General features: G+C 45.2%; 21 protein-coding genes and 1 tRNA gene. 9 read left to right on the forward strand and 13 right to left on the reverse strand.

Annotated features, from left to right (window positions below):
* From nuoE to C8D97_RS12785, 12 genes are all read right to left on the reverse strand, one after another.
* The gene (gene nuoE, locus C8D97_RS12730; protein ID WP_109764170.1) at positions 1–516 is read right to left on the reverse strand and encodes an NADH-quinone oxidoreductase subunit NuoE; all 516 of its coding nucleotides are present in this window, start codon (positions 514–516) and stop codon (positions 1–3) included.
* Entirely contained in the window at positions 516–1,769 is a 1,254-nt protein-coding gene (locus C8D97_RS12735; RefSeq protein ID WP_109764171.1) for an NADH-quinone oxidoreductase subunit D, read from the reverse strand. The genes nuoE and C8D97_RS12735 overlap by 1 nt, the downstream gene beginning before the upstream one ends.
* Positions 1,769–2,458 carry an NADH-quinone oxidoreductase subunit C gene (locus C8D97_RS12740; RefSeq protein ID WP_109764172.1) on the reverse strand — a complete coding sequence of 230 codons (690 nt, stop codon included), beginning with the start codon at positions 2,456–2,458 and terminating at the stop codon, positions 1,769–1,771. The genes C8D97_RS12735 and C8D97_RS12740 overlap by 1 nt, the downstream gene beginning before the upstream one ends.
* An 8-nt stretch (positions 2,459–2,466) precedes the next feature.
* Entirely contained in the window at positions 2,467–2,943 is a 477-nt protein-coding gene (locus tag C8D97_RS12745) for a NuoB/complex I 20 kDa subunit family protein (protein WP_109764173.1), read from the reverse strand.
* Positions 2,934–3,290, reverse strand: coding sequence for an NADH-quinone oxidoreductase subunit A (locus C8D97_RS12750; RefSeq protein WP_109764174.1), 357 nt, complete (start codon positions 3,288–3,290; stop codon positions 2,934–2,936). The genes C8D97_RS12745 and C8D97_RS12750 overlap by 10 nt, the downstream gene beginning before the upstream one ends.
* 339 nt (positions 3,291–3,629) lie before the next feature.
* Positions 3,630–4,166 carry a retropepsin-like aspartic protease family protein gene (locus C8D97_RS12755; protein ID WP_109764175.1) on the reverse strand — a complete coding sequence of 179 codons (537 nt, stop codon included), beginning with the start codon at positions 4,164–4,166 and terminating at the stop codon, positions 3,630–3,632.
* A 4-nt stretch (positions 4,167–4,170) separates the two neighbouring features.
* A complete protein-coding gene (locus C8D97_RS12760; protein WP_109764319.1) occupies positions 4,171–4,509 on the reverse strand; it encodes an MGMT family protein in 339 nt (112 codons plus the stop codon).
* Between the two features lie 78 nt (positions 4,510–4,587).
* Positions 4,588–4,673, reverse strand: a tRNA-Leu gene (locus tag C8D97_RS12765).
* Positions 4,674–4,680: 7 nt separating this feature from the next.
* Complete coding sequence (gene secG / locus C8D97_RS18545) at positions 4,681–5,139, reverse strand: preprotein translocase subunit SecG (RefSeq protein ID WP_109764176.1); 459 nt, start codon at positions 5,137–5,139, stop codon at positions 4,681–4,683.
* A gap of 5 nt (positions 5,140–5,144) precedes the next feature.
* Entirely contained in the window at positions 5,145–5,897 is a 753-nt protein-coding gene (gene tpiA / locus C8D97_RS12775; protein WP_109764177.1) for a triose-phosphate isomerase, read from the reverse strand.
* Positions 5,898–6,059: 162 nt separating this feature from the next.
* Entirely contained in the window at positions 6,060–8,153 is a 2,094-nt protein-coding gene (locus tag C8D97_RS12780) for an EAL domain-containing protein (RefSeq protein ID WP_109764178.1), read from the reverse strand.
* Positions 8,153–8,716, reverse strand: a complete 564-nt coding sequence (locus tag C8D97_RS12785) for a YfiR family protein (protein ID WP_146196145.1) — start codon at positions 8,714–8,716, stop codon at positions 8,153–8,155. The genes C8D97_RS12780 and C8D97_RS12785 overlap by 1 nt, the downstream gene beginning before the upstream one ends.
* 548 nt (positions 8,717–9,264) lie before the next feature.
* Between C8D97_RS12785 and C8D97_RS12790 the strand changes: the two genes are divergently transcribed.
* The 9 genes from C8D97_RS12790 to nqrM all read left to right on the forward strand — a co-directional run bounded on the left by C8D97_RS12790 (position 9,265) and on the right by nqrM (position 17,183).
* A complete protein-coding gene (locus tag C8D97_RS12790) occupies positions 9,265–10,608 on the forward strand; it encodes a Na(+)-translocating NADH-quinone reductase subunit A (RefSeq protein ID WP_109764180.1) in 1,344 nt (447 codons plus the stop codon).
* Complete coding sequence (locus C8D97_RS12795) at positions 10,608–11,816, forward strand: NADH:ubiquinone reductase (Na(+)-transporting) subunit B (protein ID WP_109764181.1); 1,209 nt, start codon at positions 10,608–10,610, stop codon at positions 11,814–11,816. Before C8D97_RS12790 ends, C8D97_RS12795 begins: the two co-directional genes overlap by 1 nt.
* Entirely contained in the window at positions 11,806–12,582 is a 777-nt protein-coding gene (locus C8D97_RS12800) for a Na(+)-translocating NADH-quinone reductase subunit C (protein ID WP_109764182.1), read from the forward strand. Before C8D97_RS12795 ends, C8D97_RS12800 begins: the two co-directional genes overlap by 11 nt.
* Entirely contained in the window at positions 12,572–13,204 is a 633-nt protein-coding gene (locus C8D97_RS12805) for an NADH:ubiquinone reductase (Na(+)-transporting) subunit D (RefSeq protein WP_109764183.1), read from the forward strand. Before C8D97_RS12800 ends, C8D97_RS12805 begins: the two co-directional genes overlap by 11 nt.
* Positions 13,204–13,812: an NADH:ubiquinone reductase (Na(+)-transporting) subunit E gene (nqrE, locus tag C8D97_RS12810; protein WP_109764184.1), complete on the forward strand. Its 609-nt coding sequence runs from the start codon at positions 13,204–13,206 to the stop codon at positions 13,810–13,812. Before C8D97_RS12805 ends, nqrE begins: the two co-directional genes overlap by 1 nt.
* Before the next feature lie 19 nt (positions 13,813–13,831).
* The gene (gene nqrF / locus C8D97_RS12815) at positions 13,832–15,058 is read left to right on the forward strand and encodes an NADH:ubiquinone reductase (Na(+)-transporting) subunit F (protein ID WP_109764185.1); all 1,227 of its coding nucleotides are present in this window, start codon (positions 13,832–13,834) and stop codon (positions 15,056–15,058) included.
* A gap of 266 nt (positions 15,059–15,324) precedes the next feature.
* Entirely contained in the window at positions 15,325–15,909 is a 585-nt protein-coding gene (locus C8D97_RS12820; protein ID WP_109764186.1) for a GGDEF domain-containing protein, read from the forward strand.
* A 12-nt stretch (positions 15,910–15,921) separates the two neighbouring features.
* Positions 15,922–16,941: an FAD:protein FMN transferase gene (locus C8D97_RS12825; RefSeq protein WP_109764187.1), complete on the forward strand. Its 1,020-nt coding sequence runs from the start codon at positions 15,922–15,924 to the stop codon at positions 16,939–16,941.
* 11 nt (positions 16,942–16,952) lie between these two features.
* Entirely contained in the window at positions 16,953–17,183 is a 231-nt protein-coding gene (nqrM, locus tag C8D97_RS12830) for a (Na+)-NQR maturation NqrM (protein WP_109764188.1), read from the forward strand.
* A 125-nt stretch (positions 17,184–17,308) separates the two neighbouring features.
* On the opposite strand, the gene C8D97_RS12835 is transcribed toward nqrM, so the two are convergent.
* Positions 17,309–17,716: a CBS domain-containing protein gene (locus tag C8D97_RS12835; protein WP_109764189.1), complete on the reverse strand. Its 408-nt coding sequence runs from the start codon at positions 17,714–17,716 to the stop codon at positions 17,309–17,311.
* Positions 17,717–17,916 lie beyond the last annotated feature (200 nt).

The following is a 17,916-nucleotide window of genomic DNA, read 5'->3' on the forward strand; positions in this document are numbered from 1 at the left end:
TTATGCCTCCCACCCTAAGTCATTTAAAATTGAATCCACTTTTTCGGGCGTTAAATTTTCGTGATAGATTTCACTGGCTTCTAACATAGGAGCGCCACCGCAAGCGGCCATGCACTCCACTTCTTTTAATGAAAACTGGCCATCGGAAGTGGTTTCTCCGAGTTTAATACCAAGACGTGATTGCAGGTGTTCAACAATTTTATCTGAACCGCACATCATGCAGGATAAATTAGTACACACAGAAATTACGTTTTTGCCCACCGGTTTTAAATGGAACATGGTGTAAAAAGTAGCAACTTCAAAAACCGCTATATGAGGAACATCAAGATAATCGGCGACGGCTTTCATATGTTCTTCACTGAGCCAGTTTTCATTTTCTGCCTGAACCACTTTTAATGCCGCAATAATAGGTGGCCGTTTTCGATCAGCAGGGTATTTACTGCGCCAATGTTCAATCTCTTCAATTGCCTTCGCAGAAATCATGGTTGTTAATCGTTTAGGATCTTCTGAACTCATCAGCGATCAATCTCCCCAAACACAATATCCATGGTACCAATGAGCGCCACCACATCGGCCAGCATATGACCGCGAGCAACCTCATCCATTGCCGCCAAATGCGCAAAGCCGGGGGCACGAATTTTTACCCGATAAGGTTTGTTGGCACCGTCAGAAACCAGATAAACACCGAACTCACCTTTAGGGTGTTCAACGGCGGCGTAAGCTTCGCCTTCCGGCACACAAAAACCTTCGGTGAATAATTTAAAGTGATGAATTAACGCTTCCATATCGTCTTTCATGGCAGCGCGGCTGGGCGGTACCACTTTATAATTTTCGGCAATCACGGGACCGGGATTATTTTTAAGCCACTGAATGCACTGTTTAATAATTTTATTTGACTGGCGTAACTCTTCCATTCGTACCAGATATCGATCGTAACAATCACCATTTCGCCCGATAGGAATATCAAAATCCAGCTCATCATAAACTTCATAAGGCTGGGTTTTGCGTAGGTCCCAGGCTACACCGGAACCTCTTAACATTGGACCAGAAAAACCAAGTTGAAACGCTCGTTCGGGCGACACCACACCGACACCAACCGTGCGTTGTTTCCAGATACGGTTCTCCGTTAACAAGGTTTCGTAATCGTCAATGTGATCTGGGAAGGTTTCAGTAAAGTCCCACAGAAAATCAAGCAAAGAGCCGCTGCGCGCCTGATTCAATTGTTCCGCATTTTTTTCACTGCGCCATTTTGACGCCTGATACTGCGGCATGGTATCCGGCAGATCGCGGTAAACACCGCCCGGTCTGAAATAAGTGGCGTGCATTCGCGCGCCAGAAACAGCCTCGTAAGCATCCATTAAAGGTTCGCGATCACGAAAACAATACAGAAACATGGTCATGGCACCAATATCGAGACCGTGTGCTCCAAGCCATAATAAGTGATTTAAAATTCGCGTTACTTCGGAAAACATAACGCGAATGTATTGCGCACGTTTTGGCACCTCGATGCCCAGCAGTTTTTCCATCGCCAACACATAGCCGTGTTCGTTACACATCATCGAGACGTAATCGAGTCGATCCATATAACCAATGCTCTGATTATAGGGTTTGCTTTCAGCCAGCTTTTCGGTTGCCCGGTGCAGCAATCCGATGTGTGGATCAGCCCGTTGAATCACTTCGCCATCGAGTTCAAGCACTAACCGAAGCACACCGTGCGCTGCCGGATGTACCGGGCCAAAATTCATGGTGTAATTGCGGATTTCAGCCATCAGTTCGACTCCTCCTGTTCGCTCTGATAGCGTGAATCGTGCCGAATCACTTTCGGCACCAGAGTTCTTGGTTCAATCGATACCGGTTCGTAGACGCAGCGTTTTTCTGTGGCGTCGTAACGTATTTCAACCTGACCTATCAAAGGAAAATCCTTTCGAAACGGGTGCCCCGAAAAACCATAGTCGGTTAATAACCGTCGCAGATCGTCGTGATTTTCAAACCGGATCCCAAACAGATCAAACGCCTCTCGTTCGTACCAGTTGGCCGCGGCCCATACACTGGTCACCGATGGGATCATTAACGATTTGTCAGGCACATTGCATCGCACTCTGAGTCGCTGGTTATTGGTGATCGATAACAGGTGGTAAACCACCACAAAGCGGGTCTTCGTCCATTTAATTTCGGCATCCTGTTGCCCCTGCTCAACGGCTCTGGAAAAGCCAGCGCTGGAGGCATGCTCGGTTTCCCACTCACCTTTACCATAAGCAAGATAATCCACTCCGCATAGATCCATCAATTGCTCGAAGTGCAAACCGTCTTCATCGCGTAAACGTCGTGCCACGGCAATTAAGTTTTCAGTCTTTACTTCAATCGTCACTTCACCGTTAACCAACCAACAGTCAGAAATATCGTCTGCTAACTGTCGTTGTAATCGTTGTTTCCATTGCTCAAGGGCGTTTGACTCCACAGACACTCCTAAGTGGTTCGCGCAATTGTACTAGTGCGTTTAATTTTATTTTGTAATTGAATAATGCCGTATAACAAAGCTTCGGCCGTCGGTGGACAACCCGGTACATAAATATCAACCGGAATAATGCGATCACAGCCGCGAGTCACGGCATAGGAATAATGATAATAACCGCCACCATTAGCGCAGGATCCCATCGAAATAACCCAGCGTGGCTCTGGCATCTGGTCATAAACCCGGCGCAATGCTGGCGCCATTTTATTGGTCAAGGTGCCTGCCACAATCATCACATCCGACTGTCTGGGCGAAGGTCGAAAAACAACACCAAAGCGATCCATATCGTAGCGCGAGGCCCCTGTGTGCATCATTTCAACAGCACAACAAGCCAGGCCAAAAGTAACCGGCCACATACTCCCCGTACGCGCCCAATTGATCAGATTATCAGCGGAAGTGACAAAAAAACCTTTACCGTCATTTACTCCCATTCCAATGCCCCTTTCTTCCACTCGTAAATAAAACCAACCACCAGCAACGCAAGAAAAACCGCCATCGTGGTTACGCCAAACCAACCCAGTTCATTAAAAACCACGGCCCAGGGGAAAAGAAATGCGATTTCAAGATCAAAAATAATAAAGAGAATGGCCACCAGGTAAAAGCGAACATCAAATTTGGAGCGGCTGTCTTCGAAGGCATCGAATCCACATTCGAAGGGAGAGTTTTTTGCATCGTCTGGTTTATTTTTGCCGAGAATAAAACCCACTAGTTCCAGGCCAACGCCCAGACCTAATCCCAACATAATAAAAACCAGAATCGGTAGGTAGTTCTCTAACATGCTGTTATCAGCTCTTTTTTCTTTAAGACTAGTTGCAGATGACGGCTTTGTAAACCCGCACTCGACGTTTCACATCAATAACTTATGTTTCATCAATAACTTAGCTTACACTTCGAGTCTACACACTTTTCCTGGCAGAAAAAAGAACTGAAACCGCTTACTGAGAGTTCAGTACAGCAGAACGCCCTACAAATAATTCAAAATGAGATACAAACAGGTTGGTTTTCAGGTTCAAAAAATTACTTCCAAAGTCTCTGTTCGACAAACAGCAGTCGTTAGCAAACGGTTTAGCACTGGAAAGTAATTGAAAAAATAAATCACATAGACAAAACTAATACCTTAACGATATTGCCTTAAAATGAGTTTATCACCACGCTGGGTAAACTCCAGTTGCTTCAGTACACTCATACCGAGCAGCACTTGCCCGCCCGGCATATTAGGAGCAATACCAGCATCCATGGCACCCACCGAAATATCCCCAATCGACAAAGAATCGATTTCCGTTCGATAACCGGTGCCAATACCATTGGCGGTATAGGTTTGAAATGCGGCACCTTTGCGCAAACCAATCGACTTTGCAATATCTTGCGGTATCGACACGCCTGTGGCGCCGGTATCCAACATAAAGACAACGGGATAACCGTTAATTTCGCCACTGGAAATATAATGACCAAAGCGATTGCGCTGTAAAATCACTTCAGTGTAATCACCGGCCATTCTGGAATCAGGATTTTGATTAGGATTTTCCTGCTTTTCCAGTTGATCATTAAAAAACACCGTGAGTAAGAAAATTCCCATGATCCACGCCGCAAACCACATTCCTTTGCCCATTTTTGCAACACCGTCGCTGGTTTTATTTTGATCATTTTGCTGCATAGGGCTACTGCTCCAATTTAAAAAGAATATCGGCCAGACTTGGTTGCCAGCCATAGGTTTTCATATCCACTTTGTTGCGAATAACTTCCACCCCTTCATCCGCCAGTCTATCAATTTGCCGCATCGCCTGCTCGCTGCCGGCACTAAACGCCAAAGCACCGTTCGCACGGAGTATTCTGTACCAGGGTAATTTCAAATCGTCGGGCGCCGAGCGCAATACTTTACCCACTAATCTGGCACGGCCTGGCAAGCCAGCCAAATCCGCAAGCTGGCCATAACTGGCAACACAGCCTGCGGGAATTTGCTGAATAGTCTGAATGATCTTTTGTTGATTCTGATTCAAATACTGTTTCACGCATTGATAGAGGAGGCTTTATTTAGCCATAAAAAACCCGGCTTAAAAGCCGGGTTTTATATAATATGGTGCCCAGAGCCGGACTTGAACCGGCACGGCCTACGGCCACTACCCCCTCAAGATAGCGTGTCTACCAATTCCACCACCTGGGCAAATTTGTTATTGATCACCGCTATCGTCTTTAGAGGAGTTTTGCTTTTTTTCTTGCTTGGCGTCTTTTACAGCAGGAATATCACTTTTAGGCGCTTCTGAAACAGGGATGTCCGACTCAGAATCACCTGTTGCGTTACCAGCATCAACCGGGATATCACTATCAGGATTACCCGTTACTACTGGGGCAGTCTGCTCTTCGGCTTGATCAAACAGATCTTTTTCTGCCACCTTGCCGGTACCATTGGCAATGTAACCCAGTGTTAAAGCAATGCCGAAAAATATAATGGCTAACACAGTGGTTATTTTGGTGAGTACGTTACCCGAGCCTGAAGAACCAAATACCGTTCCCGAAGCACCAGCACCAAAAGATGCACCCATTCCGGCGCCTTTGCCCTGTTGCAATAAAATGACACCCACTAACGCTAATGCCACTACCAAAAATACTATTAATAATATGTCTTGCATGTTATTTAACCTGCAGATTTACAAATCTGATAAAAATCGTCAGCTTTCAATGATGCCCCACCAATCAGGCCGCCATCAATATCTTTCTGACCGAATAACTCAGCAGCGTTTTCTGACTTAACGCTACCACCGTATAAAATTCTTACTTTAGATGCGACATCTTCACTGTGTGACGATAACCATTGTCGCACCTCGGCATGCACTTGTTGTGCCTGCTCTGGTGAGGCTGTTTTACCAGTTCCAATTGCCCAGACAGGTTCGTAAGCAATCACCAGTTGTTCAAAAGCATCAATACCAACAACTTCTAATACCGCATTAAGTTGAGCGATGACCACGGTCATGGTTTGCTCAGCATCACGCTGTTGCAAGGTTTCACCAACACACAAAATAGGTGTTAGCTGACAGTCCAACAATGCTTTTACTTTTTGTGCCACCTGTTCATTGGTTTCACGAAACAGCTGGCGCCGCTCCGAATGTCCGACAATTGCGTGCTGACATCCCAGCGACTTAATCATATCGGGCGCTACTTCACCAGTAAAAGCGCCTTTGTGATGCTCACTTATATTTTGCGCACCAACCTTAATCTTATCATTGGTCAAACGCTTAACTTGCTCAATAAATAACGCTGGTGGGCAAACTAAAACTTCACAAGTGAGCGCTTCAAGATCCTGCTCTGTCAAGGCATCCATTAGCTGGTTTATGCTTTTTGGCGAACCATGCATTTTCCAGTTTCCAGCAACCATTGGCTGACGATTCATACTATTCCCCACATCTTGAAGCGGGCGCAAATGTTACACAAAGCCGCAAGGGGATACAAGCAGAAAGCGTATTTTTAACCTATTTTATGAGCAACATAGAAACCAAACTGGTTATAAAGACGCCAGTCTGCTGCTGGACTGGCTTACAGAGAAATAAAACGATCAGTTTTGACCGCTGGTTGCAGCCACTTTTTCGGCACTGAAGCCTTCAATAAAGACCAGAAAATCCTTTCCGGGAATGCCTTTACTAACCAAATAGCCCTGAATTTCATCGCAGTCGTGTTGCGCCAGGAAATTCCATTGTTCAAAGGTTTCCACACCTTCTGCAACCACTTTTAAACGCAAGCTTTTTGCCATCGAAATAATCGCCAGCGTGATAGCCGTGTCATCCGGATCAACACTTACCTCATCAATAAAGGTGCGATCAATTTTTAATGAATCAAGCGGGAATCGGCGCAAATAACTCAATGATGAATAACCGGTACCAAAGTCATCTATCGCAATTTGAAGCCCCATTCGTTTCATTCGCTCCAGTGTTTTAATTGCCTGCTCAACATCACGCATTAACATACTCTCGGTGATTTCGAGCTCTAATGTTGTTGCCGGAAGGTTATACTTTTTCAAAATCATCGCAACCATTTCAGGCAGATCAGACTGCCTGAATTGAACCGGTGACAAATTAACCGCCAGCTTTAAGTCGTTAAAACCATTGTCTTGCCAACGCTGCGCTTCGGCACAAGCGGTATCCAATACCCACATACCAATCTGTTTTATCAACCCAGTACTTTCGGCAATAGGAATGAACTCGGCAGGCGAAATAAAGCCCAGCTCCGAGTGCGTCCATCGCAATAAGGCTTCAGCACCGATTACCCGACTTTCTTTTAAATCAACCTGAGGCTGATACACCAAACTTAACTCACCTTTGTCGATAGCCACTCTTAGGTCATTAGCAATGCGGTGCCGCCTCAGCGCCAGTTCATTCATTTCTGACTCATAAAAGGCGTAAGTATTTCGGCCGACTTCTTTGGCTTTATACATGGCAGCATCGGCAGCTTTCATTAATTCATCAACATCGTTGCCATCGTTCGGATATACACAGACGCCCACACTGACCGTCGAGTTCACCACGTAGCTCGCCAGGTTAAAATGTTGATTGAAATTCTCAACAATCTTCTCCACCACGGTAATAATGTCTTCGGTGTCTTCCACCTCATTCAAAATTATGACGAATTCATCACCGCCCAGGCGGGCCAGGGTGTCTTCTTCTCGCAATAGTGATTGCAACCGTTTACTGGACGCTTTTAGCAGCTCATCACCCACCGCGTGACCAAGCGAGTCGTTAACATCCTTGAAGTGATCCAGATCAAGAAACAGTACCGCTGCATAGGTCCGTGTTCGACCGGCTCGTTTAAGTGCGTATCGGATTCTATCCATACACAAAGCACGGTTTGGCAATTGCGTTAACGCATCATAATTAGCCAGATACTGTAAGTCTTTTACCGCACGCTCAAGCCGTCGCTTATTTAACTGCAAGGCTTCTTCTGCGGCATCTCGCTCTCGTTGCCGCCGTTCAATGGTTTCCAGCATGTCATTAAAGGTATGTGACAACTTGCCAATTTCATCCTGCGACACCACCGGTACCCGTAATGAATAATTTTCACTGTCCGTCACCTGATGACTGATGCTTTGCAGATTCAATATGGGCTGAGAAATGTATTTTTGCAGTCCACGAGCCAATAAAAAAGACAGCACAACCATGGCCACCAATAACAGTGCCAGAGTTAAAATAAAGGAACCGAGCTTTTCTTCTAGCGGAGCCGTAGAAACCCGCAAATAAAGCGTTCCTATTTGCTCGCCAAGAGAGTCATTGATCGGTTGATAAACATGAAGCCAGCGGTTATCCCAGATTATCGACTCGCCTTCGCGGTAATCGGTGGTATGAATATATCCGCCGCCCGACTCTGTCTTGGCAAATACACCGCCGAGCCCCTGGAAAATAGCAATACTATGAGGTGCGTTGATCGAAGTATTACTTAATAATTGACTCTCAACCTGTTTCGCCTGACTGAACAGGATATAAGGAACACTGTTTTCCGCTAACAGCCGTCCTTGTGAAACGGCGTCATTTTGCAACGACTCTTTTAAGTTGTTGTAAAAACTGATGGAGACCACCACAAAACCCAAGCTGATGGTTAACATAGATATCCCAGCAATGGTCAGAGTTAGCTTAGAACGAATAGAAGCATGCCAACGCATTATAAATTCTCCTGCGCTGATTGACCGTAAACTTTATTCACATGCTTTAAAAAGCTTACCCTTGGCTCGCTGCCATGTGCCATAAATGCTGTCTGATTCAACTCGATATCAATGGTTTGTGCGGAGCCGACAAATAAGCGCACATGCAAACCACGTTCGGCACTTTGCTCGCTGGAAGCCACAACAATGGTGCTTTCTAATAATTTTGCCTCAACAATTCGGTTGATATCTTTGGTGGAAATATTGCCTACGTAAGAAACATGGCAGTTCTGAAGATCCGACAGTTTCCGGGTAAACGATAACTCAATAGGCTGACCTTTTACGGTAGCTTCATCGTTGCCCAGATAGTCACGAATAAAATTAAAGTAGGTGCGATCACGATAAATACATAATCGGTAAGAAATATCCGGCTGGTTAAAATCGTTGTTTTCACTCCAGGTTATCAGTTGCGGTATACGTACCAGAATTGTAGAGCGTATCCGCTCCTCTGTTTCACGAGCAGCACTAAGCCCCATATAACCTATGACAAACCCTGAGATTATCCTTTTAACAACTTTATTCACTCAGCACGCCCATTGAATTCGGTGGGGGAGTATCTACACTACCCAGCCCTATACTGGATAATAAGCCCTCTTTGATGATTGGGGAAGCCTCAATCATCAAAGTGTAATTTACGACAAAGGCTTAACATACGCCCATGCATCTCCACCTGCAGTTTTGCAAAAACTGCTTTAACCGATCACGTATTTATTATTTGATGGTGACTGGATTTGCTTAAAATACAATCAATTGCAGCCCATCGCCACGACTATTGTTTAAGTTTGGCACCTATTTAAGCGCTGTCAAATCAAGATAAGCAAAGAAATTCTAATAAATCTGGCTGGAAACTGGCGATCCGTTAATCAAAAGCAGTATAATATCGCGCCCTGAATGAGGTGAAACTTTATTCTTGGAATTCTTGTAGTTCAATCACTTGCGTATTAAGCCTCAGGTTTTGGGTTATATAACATCAAGACCGGGTTTGTTACGTCCATTACACCGGCATAAGTCGGCAGCTTGAACTATAGTATTCGTTTTAACTTCAAAATGTTAACGATTTCGGCGCACGCGTATGATTAAAATTAAGAAAGGTCTAGCACTCCCAATCAGTGGAGAACCAGAACAAACCATCAAGGACACCAAGTCGGTGACTCAGGTGGCTGTTTTAGGTGATGATTACGTCGGTATGAAGCCGACTATGATGGTGGAAGAAGGCGATCAAGTCGCTTGCGGCCAAGTGCTGTTCACCGATAAAAAAACCGAAGGTGTTCAATATACGGCACCCGCAGCCGGAAAAGTTTCGGCGATTAACCGAGGCGCAAAGCGAAAGCTATTGTCCGTAGTGATTGATATTGAAGGTGATGACGCTGTTAGCTTCGATCAATATTCTGCAGACAGCCTTAACTCTATTTCTCGCGATCAGGTGGTATCCAACCTGGTTGCTTCAGGCATGTGGACGGCGCTTAGAACCCGCCCCTACTCGAAAGTGCCCGAATTAGATAGCACGCCCGATGCTATTTTTGTTACGGCCATCGACACTCATCCGTTAGCCGCTGATCCGGCCATCGCGATTGGCGAAAATAACGACGCCTTCAACCATGGTCTTAGTGTATTAAGTCATTTAACCGATGGTAAAGTGTTTGTCTGTACAGCACCTGATGCCAAGTTTGACGTTGTCAGCAGCGACAAAATAGTCACAGAGTCGTTTGATGGGGTTCACCCTGCAGGTCTTGTGGGTACTCATATCCACTTCTTACACGGGGCATCTAATCAGCATCCTGTGTGGCACATTGGTTATCAAGATGTGATTGCAACAGGCAAGTTGTTTACCGAAGGCAAGCTGTTTACTGACCGTATCATTGCTATTGGCGGCCCAAGCGCAAAACAGCCCAAACTGGTTAAAACCCAAATGGGCGCGTCATTAAAACAAGTGTTGGACGGCGAAGTTGAAAAAGGCGATATCCGTCATTTATCAGGCTCTGTTTTCAGTGGCTTTTCTGCCACAGGCGCACGTGCGTTTCTTGGTCGTTTCCACAATCAGGTTAGCTTATTACCAGAAGGCCGTGAAAAAGAATTCTTTGGCTGGATTCACGCCGGTAAAGATAAGTTTTCGGTTACCCGATCATTTATATCTCACTTAATGCCCGGCAAAAAGTTCGACTTCAACACCTCAACCGGTGGCAGTGAACGTGCCATTATGCCAATTGGTAGTTACGAGCGCATCATGCCGCTGGATATTCTGGCCACTCAATTACTCAGAGCACTGGTCAGCAAAGACACAGATACAGCTCAAGCATTAGGCTGTCTAGAACTCGACGAAGAAGATTTGGCATTAGCTACTTACGTCTGTCCTGGCAAATTTGAATACGGTCCAATTTTGCGTGAGGCGCTCACCACAATTGAGAAGGAAGGGTAATGAAGAAGTTACGACATTTTTTTGACCACCTCGAACCTCATTTTGAGAAAGGCGGCAAATACGAAAAGTGGTACGCGCTTTACGAAGCCGTAACCACCATTTTTTACACACCGGGGCATGTTACAAGCACCACTTCCCATGTCAGAGATAACGTCGATCTCAAGCGAATTATGATATTCGTCTGGGCCTGTACCTTCCCAACGATGTTCTGGGGAATGTACAACGCTGGTGCGCAAGCCACTATGGCTATGCAGTCCATTGGTATGACCGAAATTGAAGGCTGGCGCGGCGCCATCATGAGCATGTTTGGTATTGAGTACAATGTTAACTCGATATTCGGCAACATGTTCCTGGGCGCACTCTATTTTGTGCCTATTTACGCCGTTACCTTTATCGTCGGTGGCTTTTGGGAAGTTCTGTTTGCCAGTGTGCGTAAGCATGAAATTAACGAAGGCTTCTTCGTCACTTCTGTTTTGTTTGCGCTAACCCTGCCACCCGATACTCCTTTGTGGCAAGTAGCCCTGGGCATCAGCTTTGGTGTGGTGGTTGCGAAAGAAATTTTTGGCGGTACCGGTAAAAACTTCTTAAACCCGGCGCTAGCGGGTCGTGCGTTTTTATTCTTCGCTTACCCTGCTGAAATGTCCGGCTCAACCATTTGGACCGCTATCGATGCATACTCAGGAGCAACACCTCTGGCACAAGCGGCAGCCGGTCAACTGGAATACGCACTTGACCAAAACTGGTGGGATGCTTTCTACGGCTTTATCCCCGGTTCCTTTGGTGGCGTTTCAACCTTGATGATAATGATTGGTGGTCTTGCACTGCTGTACTTCCGAATCGCTTCATGGCGAATCGTCCTTGGGGTCCTGCTCGGCATGATCGCAACCACACTAATGTTTAATGCCATCGGCAGTGAAAGCAATCATATGTTCGCCATGCCCTGGTACTGGCATCTGGTTACAGGCGGCTTTGCGTTTGGCATGATGTTTATGGCGACCGACCCGGTATCCGCGTCACTCACTGATACCGGTAAATATTATTACGGTGCGCTGATCGGTATTATGACCGTCCTTATTCGTGTGGTGAATAGCGCCTACCCTGAAGGCATCATGTTAGCTATTCTTTTTGCCAACCTGTTTGCTCCTTTTATCGACCACTTTGTGGTTCAGTCAAACATCGTACGGAGGGCTCGTCGTCATGTCAGCTAGTAACGACTCTTTCGCAAAAACTATTTTTGTTGCGGTTGCGCTTTGCCTAGTCTGCTCGCTCGTTGTTTCGGGCGCAGCAGTTATGTTGAAAGAAGATCAACAGGCCAATAAAGCAGCCGATGTACAACGCAGTATTTTAATTGCCGCAGGTATCGTTGGTCCAAACGAGCAAGCAAACTTTAGTCAGTTGTTTGCTGACAAAATTGAGGCGCAAGTGATTGAGCTTGGAACCGGTGAAGTCGCGTCTGACAAATCGACAAAAGATTTTGACCAGCGCCAAGCAGCTAAAGATCCTGCAACCAGCGTTAAGTTATCGAAAAAAGACGACCCGGCCAGCATCAAACGCCGCTCAAATTACGGTAAAGTTTACCTGGTTAAAGAGAATGGGAAGTTATCCAAAGTCGTTTTACCAATACACGGTTACGGACTCTTCTCAACAATGTACGGTTTTGTAGCGCTTGAAAACGATACTCGTACTGTTGCTGGTATACGATTCTACGAGCACGGAGAAACACCGGGCCTTGGAGCAGAAATTACTAACCCACAATGGATAGCCCAATGGGATGGAAAAAAAGTGCTCAGCGAAGATTACAAACCCAATTTAGAAGTTGTAAAAACAGGTGCCGAACAGCCTAACGAAGTGGATGCACTTTCCGGTGCAACTTACACCAGCACGGGTGTTGAAAACTTGATCAACTATTGGCTGGGCGATAACGCCTTCGGCCCCTTCCTGAAAAAATTACGCGGAGGCAAACATGGCGTTTGATAAAGCAGAAGCAAAATCGGTGATTACTACGCCGATTTTCGATAATAACCCAATTGCTCTGCAAGTACTTGGCATTTGTAGTGCACTTGCGGTAACGGGAAAAATGGACAAAGCCTTTGTCATGAGTTTGGCATTGACCACTGTATGCGCCATGTCAAACCTGCTTATAAGCTTGATCCGTAACCATATTCCTTCCAGCATTCGAATCATAGTTCAGATGACCATTATTGCGTCTCTGGTAATCGTTGTTGATCAACTGTTAAAAGCATACGCCTATGAAATTGCGAAAGAGCTGTCGGTGTTTGTTGGCTTGATCATTACCAACTGTATTGTAATGGGACGTGCTGAAGCTTACGCCATGAAAAATGGTCCGGGCATGAGTTTTCTTGACGGTTTAGGTAATGGACTGGGTTACTCAGCGTTACTGCTTGTTGTCGCATTTTTCCGCGAGCTTTTTGGCTCAGGTACATTATTTGGCTACACCATTTTAGACCCGATTCGTGATGGTGGTTGGTATCAAACCAATGGCTTATTGGTATTACCCCCTAGTGCCTTCTTTATTATTGGACTACTCATCTGGGCATTGCGTTCCTGGAAGAAAAATCAGGTGGAGGCCGCGTAATGGAAGCCTATATCAGTTTATTTGTTCGCGCTGTTTTTATTGAAAATTTGGCGCTATCTGCCTTTTTAGGAATGTGTACCTTTCTTGCGGTATCAAAGAAAGTACAAACCGCAATGGGTCTTGGTGTAGCGGTTATTGTGGTGCAAGCCATCACCGTACCGGTAAATAACTTATTGTTTACCTACGTATTGAAAGACGGCGCACTGGCCTGGGCCGGTCTTGGCGAAGTGGACTTAAGTTTTCTCGGTCTGATTTGCTACATCGGTGTTATCGCCGCTATCGTACAAATTCTTGAAATGACACTGGATAAGTTTTTTCCAGCCCTGTTTAACGCGCTCGGAATTTTCCTGCCACTTATCACGGTAAACTGCGCCATTTTAGGTGGCACCCTGTTTATGGTTGAACGTGACTACCAATTTGGTGAGTCTGTGGTCTATGGCATAGGCAGTGGTTTTGGTTGGGCATTGGCAATAGTTGCCTTGGCCGGCATTCGAGAAAAAATGAAATACAGCGATGTACCTGAAGGGTTACGTGGTCTTGGCATCACGTTCATTTCTGTTGGTTTAATGGCGTTGGGCTTCATGTCCTTCACCGGTGTTCAGCTGTAATTAGGAGAAGGTATTACCCATGCAAGAGATCATATTAGGCGTCTCAGTATTTACCGGGGTTGTCCTTGCGCTGGTACTGATAATTTTATTCGCCAAATCAAAACTGGTCGCCAGTGGTGAAGTGAATATCAGCATTAACGATGATGCTGATAAGTCCATTCAAACCAATGCCGGTGGCAAATTACTCGGCGCATTAGCAGACAGTGGCATATTTGTTTCGTCCGCTTGTGGCGGCGGCGGCACCTGTGGCCAGTGTCGATGCAAAATACTCGACGGTGGCGGCTCAATTTTGCCAACCGAAGAAAGCCACATTACCAAACGTGAAGCTGCCGAAGGCTATCGCTTATCCTGTCAGGTTGCTGTTAAGCAAGATATGAAAGTTGAGCTGCCCGACGAAGTGTTTGGTACGAAAAAATGGGAATGTGAAGTTATTTCCAATGATAACGTTGCAACCTTTATTAAAGAATTACGCTTGAAGCTGCCAGAAGGCGAAGTTGTTCCCTTTAAAGCAGGAGGTTATATCCAAATCGAGTGTCCACCGCATGTTTCCAAATACAGCGAAATGGACGTTGATAAGGAATACCACCCGGACTGGGATCGCTTTAAAATCTGGGATCTGGTTTCCGAAGTTAAGGAGCCTGTGATCCGCGCTTACTCCATGGCCAACTACCCTGAAGAAAAAGGTATGATCATGTTGAATGTGCGTATCGCTACCCCGCCACCCAATAACTGGAGTCTGGCACCGGGTAAAATGTCCTCTTATATTTTCAACTTGAAGCAGGGCGACAAGGTAACTATTTCTGGACCATACGGTGAATTCTTTGCCAAAGACACCAAAAATGAAATGGTGTTTATTGGTGGTGGCGCCGGAATGGCACCAATGCGTTCTCACATTTTCGATCAATTACGCCGCATCAATACCGATCGTAAAATCACTTTCTGGTATGGCGCACGTAGCAAGCGAGAAATGTTCTATGTGGAAGATTTCGATATGCTGGCGAACGAAAACGATAACTTTGAATGGCATACCGCTCTTTCAGATCCCATGCCTGAAGATAACTGGGAAGGTTACACCGGCTTTATTCACGAAGTACTGTATGAAAACTATCTGAAGGATCATAAAGCGCCTGAAGACTGTGAATACTACATGTGTGGACCACCCATGATGAATGCAGCAGTCATTAAGATGCTCGAAGATTTAGGCGTTGAACGCGATAATATCTTCCTCGATGATTTTGGTGGCTAACTCCAAAAATCAAAAAAGGCGGCTCTGAGAGCCGCCTTTTTTGTGTTATAACTGGAAGAACAAGGTAAACTTTAACGAGAAAGCACTGTTTACTCGCAGTATATGAGCATTTTGAGTCGAATTTTAACGCGGTACCATCAAGGGCAACATTTTTGAGATAGCTTTTAATTTTTAAGATAGCTTCTAACAGGAACCCTGTGTTTTTTAAGGCTCGTTACTTTTCAATCCCAAACGTTAATTAAGATCCATCATTAGTTGAGAATCTTGTGCTAGAAACAATCACCATCACCCTCAGTCTGATATTCTTTATCTCAACACTGGCTCTGCTTCTGCAAAATCAGCGACACAAGGCAACCATCCGACAGTTAACCACCCTTGACGATATTACCGGCTTAAAGAACACTCACACCTGTTTTACTCAACTTGAAACACTGTTTTTAACCGCCAAGCGCTACCATCAACCATTAACCGTGGCATTAGTTCAATTTACCGGATTAAATGACGCCGAAACAAAACTAGGGCGAGAACCGGTTAGCCGATATTTAAAACAAGTAGCTTCCGAGCTCGATCAGCAATTAAGAACCACCGATCTGCTCGGCAGGATCCATTTTGATGTGTTTCTTGTCGCGCTAACTTACACCAATACCCATGATTCCCGGGCTGTGTTTGAACGCATTCATCAAGCACTGAAACAGTACCAACTAGAGGATGCAACCGTTAAAATTGCGCTTGGCGTCACTCACCTGCATCTGGATACCGAAAACTTCACGCAATTTATGCAGCAAGCGAAAAGCGCTCTGGACGAAGCCAACCGGCAAGAAGGTACCGGCATACATTACATTGGTCACTAAACGAGGGTTACCATGCGCACCAGCTACATTATTTATCTATTACTATTCAGTGTATTTCTTACCGCCTGCCAACAGCAGGAATACGTAAAAATTAATGGCCAGACAATGGGCACCTATTACACCTTGCAATTTAAACCGGAGAGCCAGTCCGTTGACGGATTGTCAGCTCAAGTGGAACAGCGACTGGAGCAATTGAATCAAAACCTCTCTACTTATATAGATGACTCTGATTTAACGACTCTTAATCGCTCCGTAGGCCGTCGCTGTTTTAAGGTAAGTCAGGATACTTTGGCAGTTGTTTCAGAAGCCCTACGCATTCATCAATTAAGTGACGGTGCGTTTGATCCCGGTCTTGGACCTTTAATAGAACTCTGGGGCTTTGATAAAAAACAAATCAACAATCAAGTTCCGGCAGATGAACTGATTAAAGAGCGTCAGGCGATGATAAACTTTACCGACACACAGGTAAGACAAGAGCAGGGCTGCATTGTCAAAGGCAACGATTTGCTGCAGATAAACTTGTCAGCCATAGCCAAAGGCTACGCTGTGGACGAACTGATTGCTATTCTGGAACAGCAATACGGCATTCAAAACTATCTGGTAGAAATTGGCGGTGAACTTAGAGTAAATGGCAACAACGCTCATAATAAGCCCTGGACAGTTGCCATAGAATCTCCCGACCCTGGCAGCCGTTCAGTGCAAAAAGTCATTACACCAATTGATATGGCCGTGGCAACATCCGGGGATTATCGCAATTTTTTTGAAAAAGACGGTAAACGTTATTCCCATACCATAAATCCCATTAGCGGCTACCCTATCGAGCATAAACTGGCGTCTATCACGGTACTTCATCCGTCTACCATGACCGCAGATGCCATGGCGACTACACTAATGGTATTAGGCGAAAAAGCCGGAAAAGACTTTGCCCAGCAGCATAACTTACCGGTTTTTATGATAATCAAATCTGACGATGGCTTTAAAGAGTATTATAATGATGCCTTTAAGCCTTACTTAAAATCAGCAACCCAGTAACAGGAAATTTAATGACCACTGTTTTTCTTATTACCTTTTTTACCATGTTAATTGTGGTGGCCATCATGGCCATTGGCTATATCATTCAGCGAAAAACAATTACCGGCAGCTGCGGCGGCATGTCCACATTAGGTATAAAAAAAGTATGCGATTGCGATGAACCTTGTGAGAAGCGTAAGGAAAAAATGCGACGAGAAGCCGCGCACAACCAACCGGAAATTAATATTTCTCAGCAGCATTAAATTATTGAGTCTTTGTTAAACACCATTAAAAAGCCCCGCAATTGCGGGGCTTTTTAATGGTTTACATTACCTGTGTAATAAAGGTCACCTGTGCAATTAAGGTCATACGACCGATAAATAATCTGCTAATTCCAGTTTACGCCGATCTTTTCCATTGCCTGCAGAACATTAGCACGGGAAATCATGCCCACCAGCACATTTTTTTCAATCACTGGAAAGACGCGACAGGCACATTTTAAAAACTTCTCTGCGACATCGGCAATACTGTCATCGGGATGAACCGACATTACGGTATTGCTCATTCTGTCCATCACGCGATCACCCAGATCGCCGTTATAAATAGCACTCAAAACCACATGCAGACAGTCTTTTTCTGACAAAAACCCAATCACCTCTCGATGTTCATCAACGACAGGGGCGCCCGTTAAATTGTATTCAAGCAAGGTTTCGGCTGCTTCTAGAATATCAAGTTCCGGTTTTAACGTTATGGATGCCGATGTCATGTAATCACGAGTGGTAACGGATTTAAGCATAAAAACTCCTATGAGCAGCACTGATTCAATGTCAGGTTTCGATTTGTTATGCAGCGAGTGATTTTCTTTCAATAGCTAACTTAGTAACTAGCTTTCAATTAGCATGTTTATGATGCCGGTTAAATGACAAATTTTACGGCTTGGACTAACCGGCCAAATCAGACTCACTTAATAATAAGTAAATCACAAAGATGCCGTTT

It is taken from the genome of Pleionea mediterranea (assembly GCF_003148745.1).
Taxonomy (GTDB): Bacteria; Pseudomonadota; Gammaproteobacteria; order Enterobacterales; family Kangiellaceae; genus Pleionea; species Pleionea mediterranea.

Bases quoted from the DNA above. Each gene is read 5' to 3' on its own strand.
- nuoE (WP_109764170.1), bottom strand. From the start codon at position 516: ATGAGTTCAGAAGATCCTAAACGATTAACAACCATGATTTCTGCGAAG.
- C8D97_RS12735 (WP_109764171.1), bottom strand. From the start codon at position 1,769: ATGGCTGAAATCCGCAATTACACCATGAATTTTGGCCCGGTACATCCG.
- C8D97_RS12745 (WP_109764173.1), bottom strand. From the start codon at position 2,943: ATGGGAGTAAATGACGGTAAAGGTTTTTTTGTCACTTCCGCTGATAAT.
- C8D97_RS12750 (WP_109764174.1), bottom strand. From the start codon at position 3,290: ATGTTAGAGAACTACCTACCGATTCTGGTTTTTATTATGTTGGGATTA.
- C8D97_RS12755 (WP_109764175.1), bottom strand. From the start codon at position 4,166: ATGCAGCAAAATGATCAAAATAAAACCAGCGACGGTGTTGCAAAAATG.
- secG (WP_109764176.1), bottom strand. From the start codon at position 5,139: ATGCAAGACATATTATTAATAGTATTTTTGGTAGTGGCATTAGCGTTA.
- tpiA (WP_109764177.1), bottom strand. From the start codon at position 5,897: ATGAATCGTCAGCCAATGGTTGCTGGAAACTGGAAAATGCATGGTTCG.
- C8D97_RS12780 (WP_109764178.1), bottom strand. From the start codon at position 8,153: ATGCGTTGGCATGCTTCTATTCGTTCTAAGCTAACTCTGACCATTGCT.
- C8D97_RS12790 (WP_109764180.1), top strand. From the start codon at position 9,265: ATGATTAAAATTAAGAAAGGTCTAGCACTCCCAATCAGTGGAGAACCA.
- C8D97_RS12795 (WP_109764181.1), top strand. From the start codon at position 10,608: ATGAAGAAGTTACGACATTTTTTTGACCACCTCGAACCTCATTTTGAG.
- C8D97_RS12800 (WP_109764182.1), top strand. From the start codon at position 11,806: ATGTCAGCTAGTAACGACTCTTTCGCAAAAACTATTTTTGTTGCGGTT.
- C8D97_RS12805 (WP_109764183.1), top strand. From the start codon at position 12,572: ATGGCGTTTGATAAAGCAGAAGCAAAATCGGTGATTACTACGCCGATT.
- nqrE (WP_109764184.1), top strand. From the start codon at position 13,204: ATGGAAGCCTATATCAGTTTATTTGTTCGCGCTGTTTTTATTGAAAAT.
- nqrF (WP_109764185.1), top strand. From the start codon at position 13,832: ATGCAAGAGATCATATTAGGCGTCTCAGTATTTACCGGGGTTGTCCTT.
- C8D97_RS12825 (WP_109764187.1), top strand. From the start codon at position 15,922: ATGCGCACCAGCTACATTATTTATCTATTACTATTCAGTGTATTTCTT.
- nqrM (WP_109764188.1), top strand. From the start codon at position 16,953: ATGACCACTGTTTTTCTTATTACCTTTTTTACCATGTTAATTGTGGTG.
- C8D97_RS12835 (WP_109764189.1), bottom strand. From the start codon at position 17,716: ATGCTTAAATCCGTTACCACTCGTGATTACATGACATCGGCATCCATA.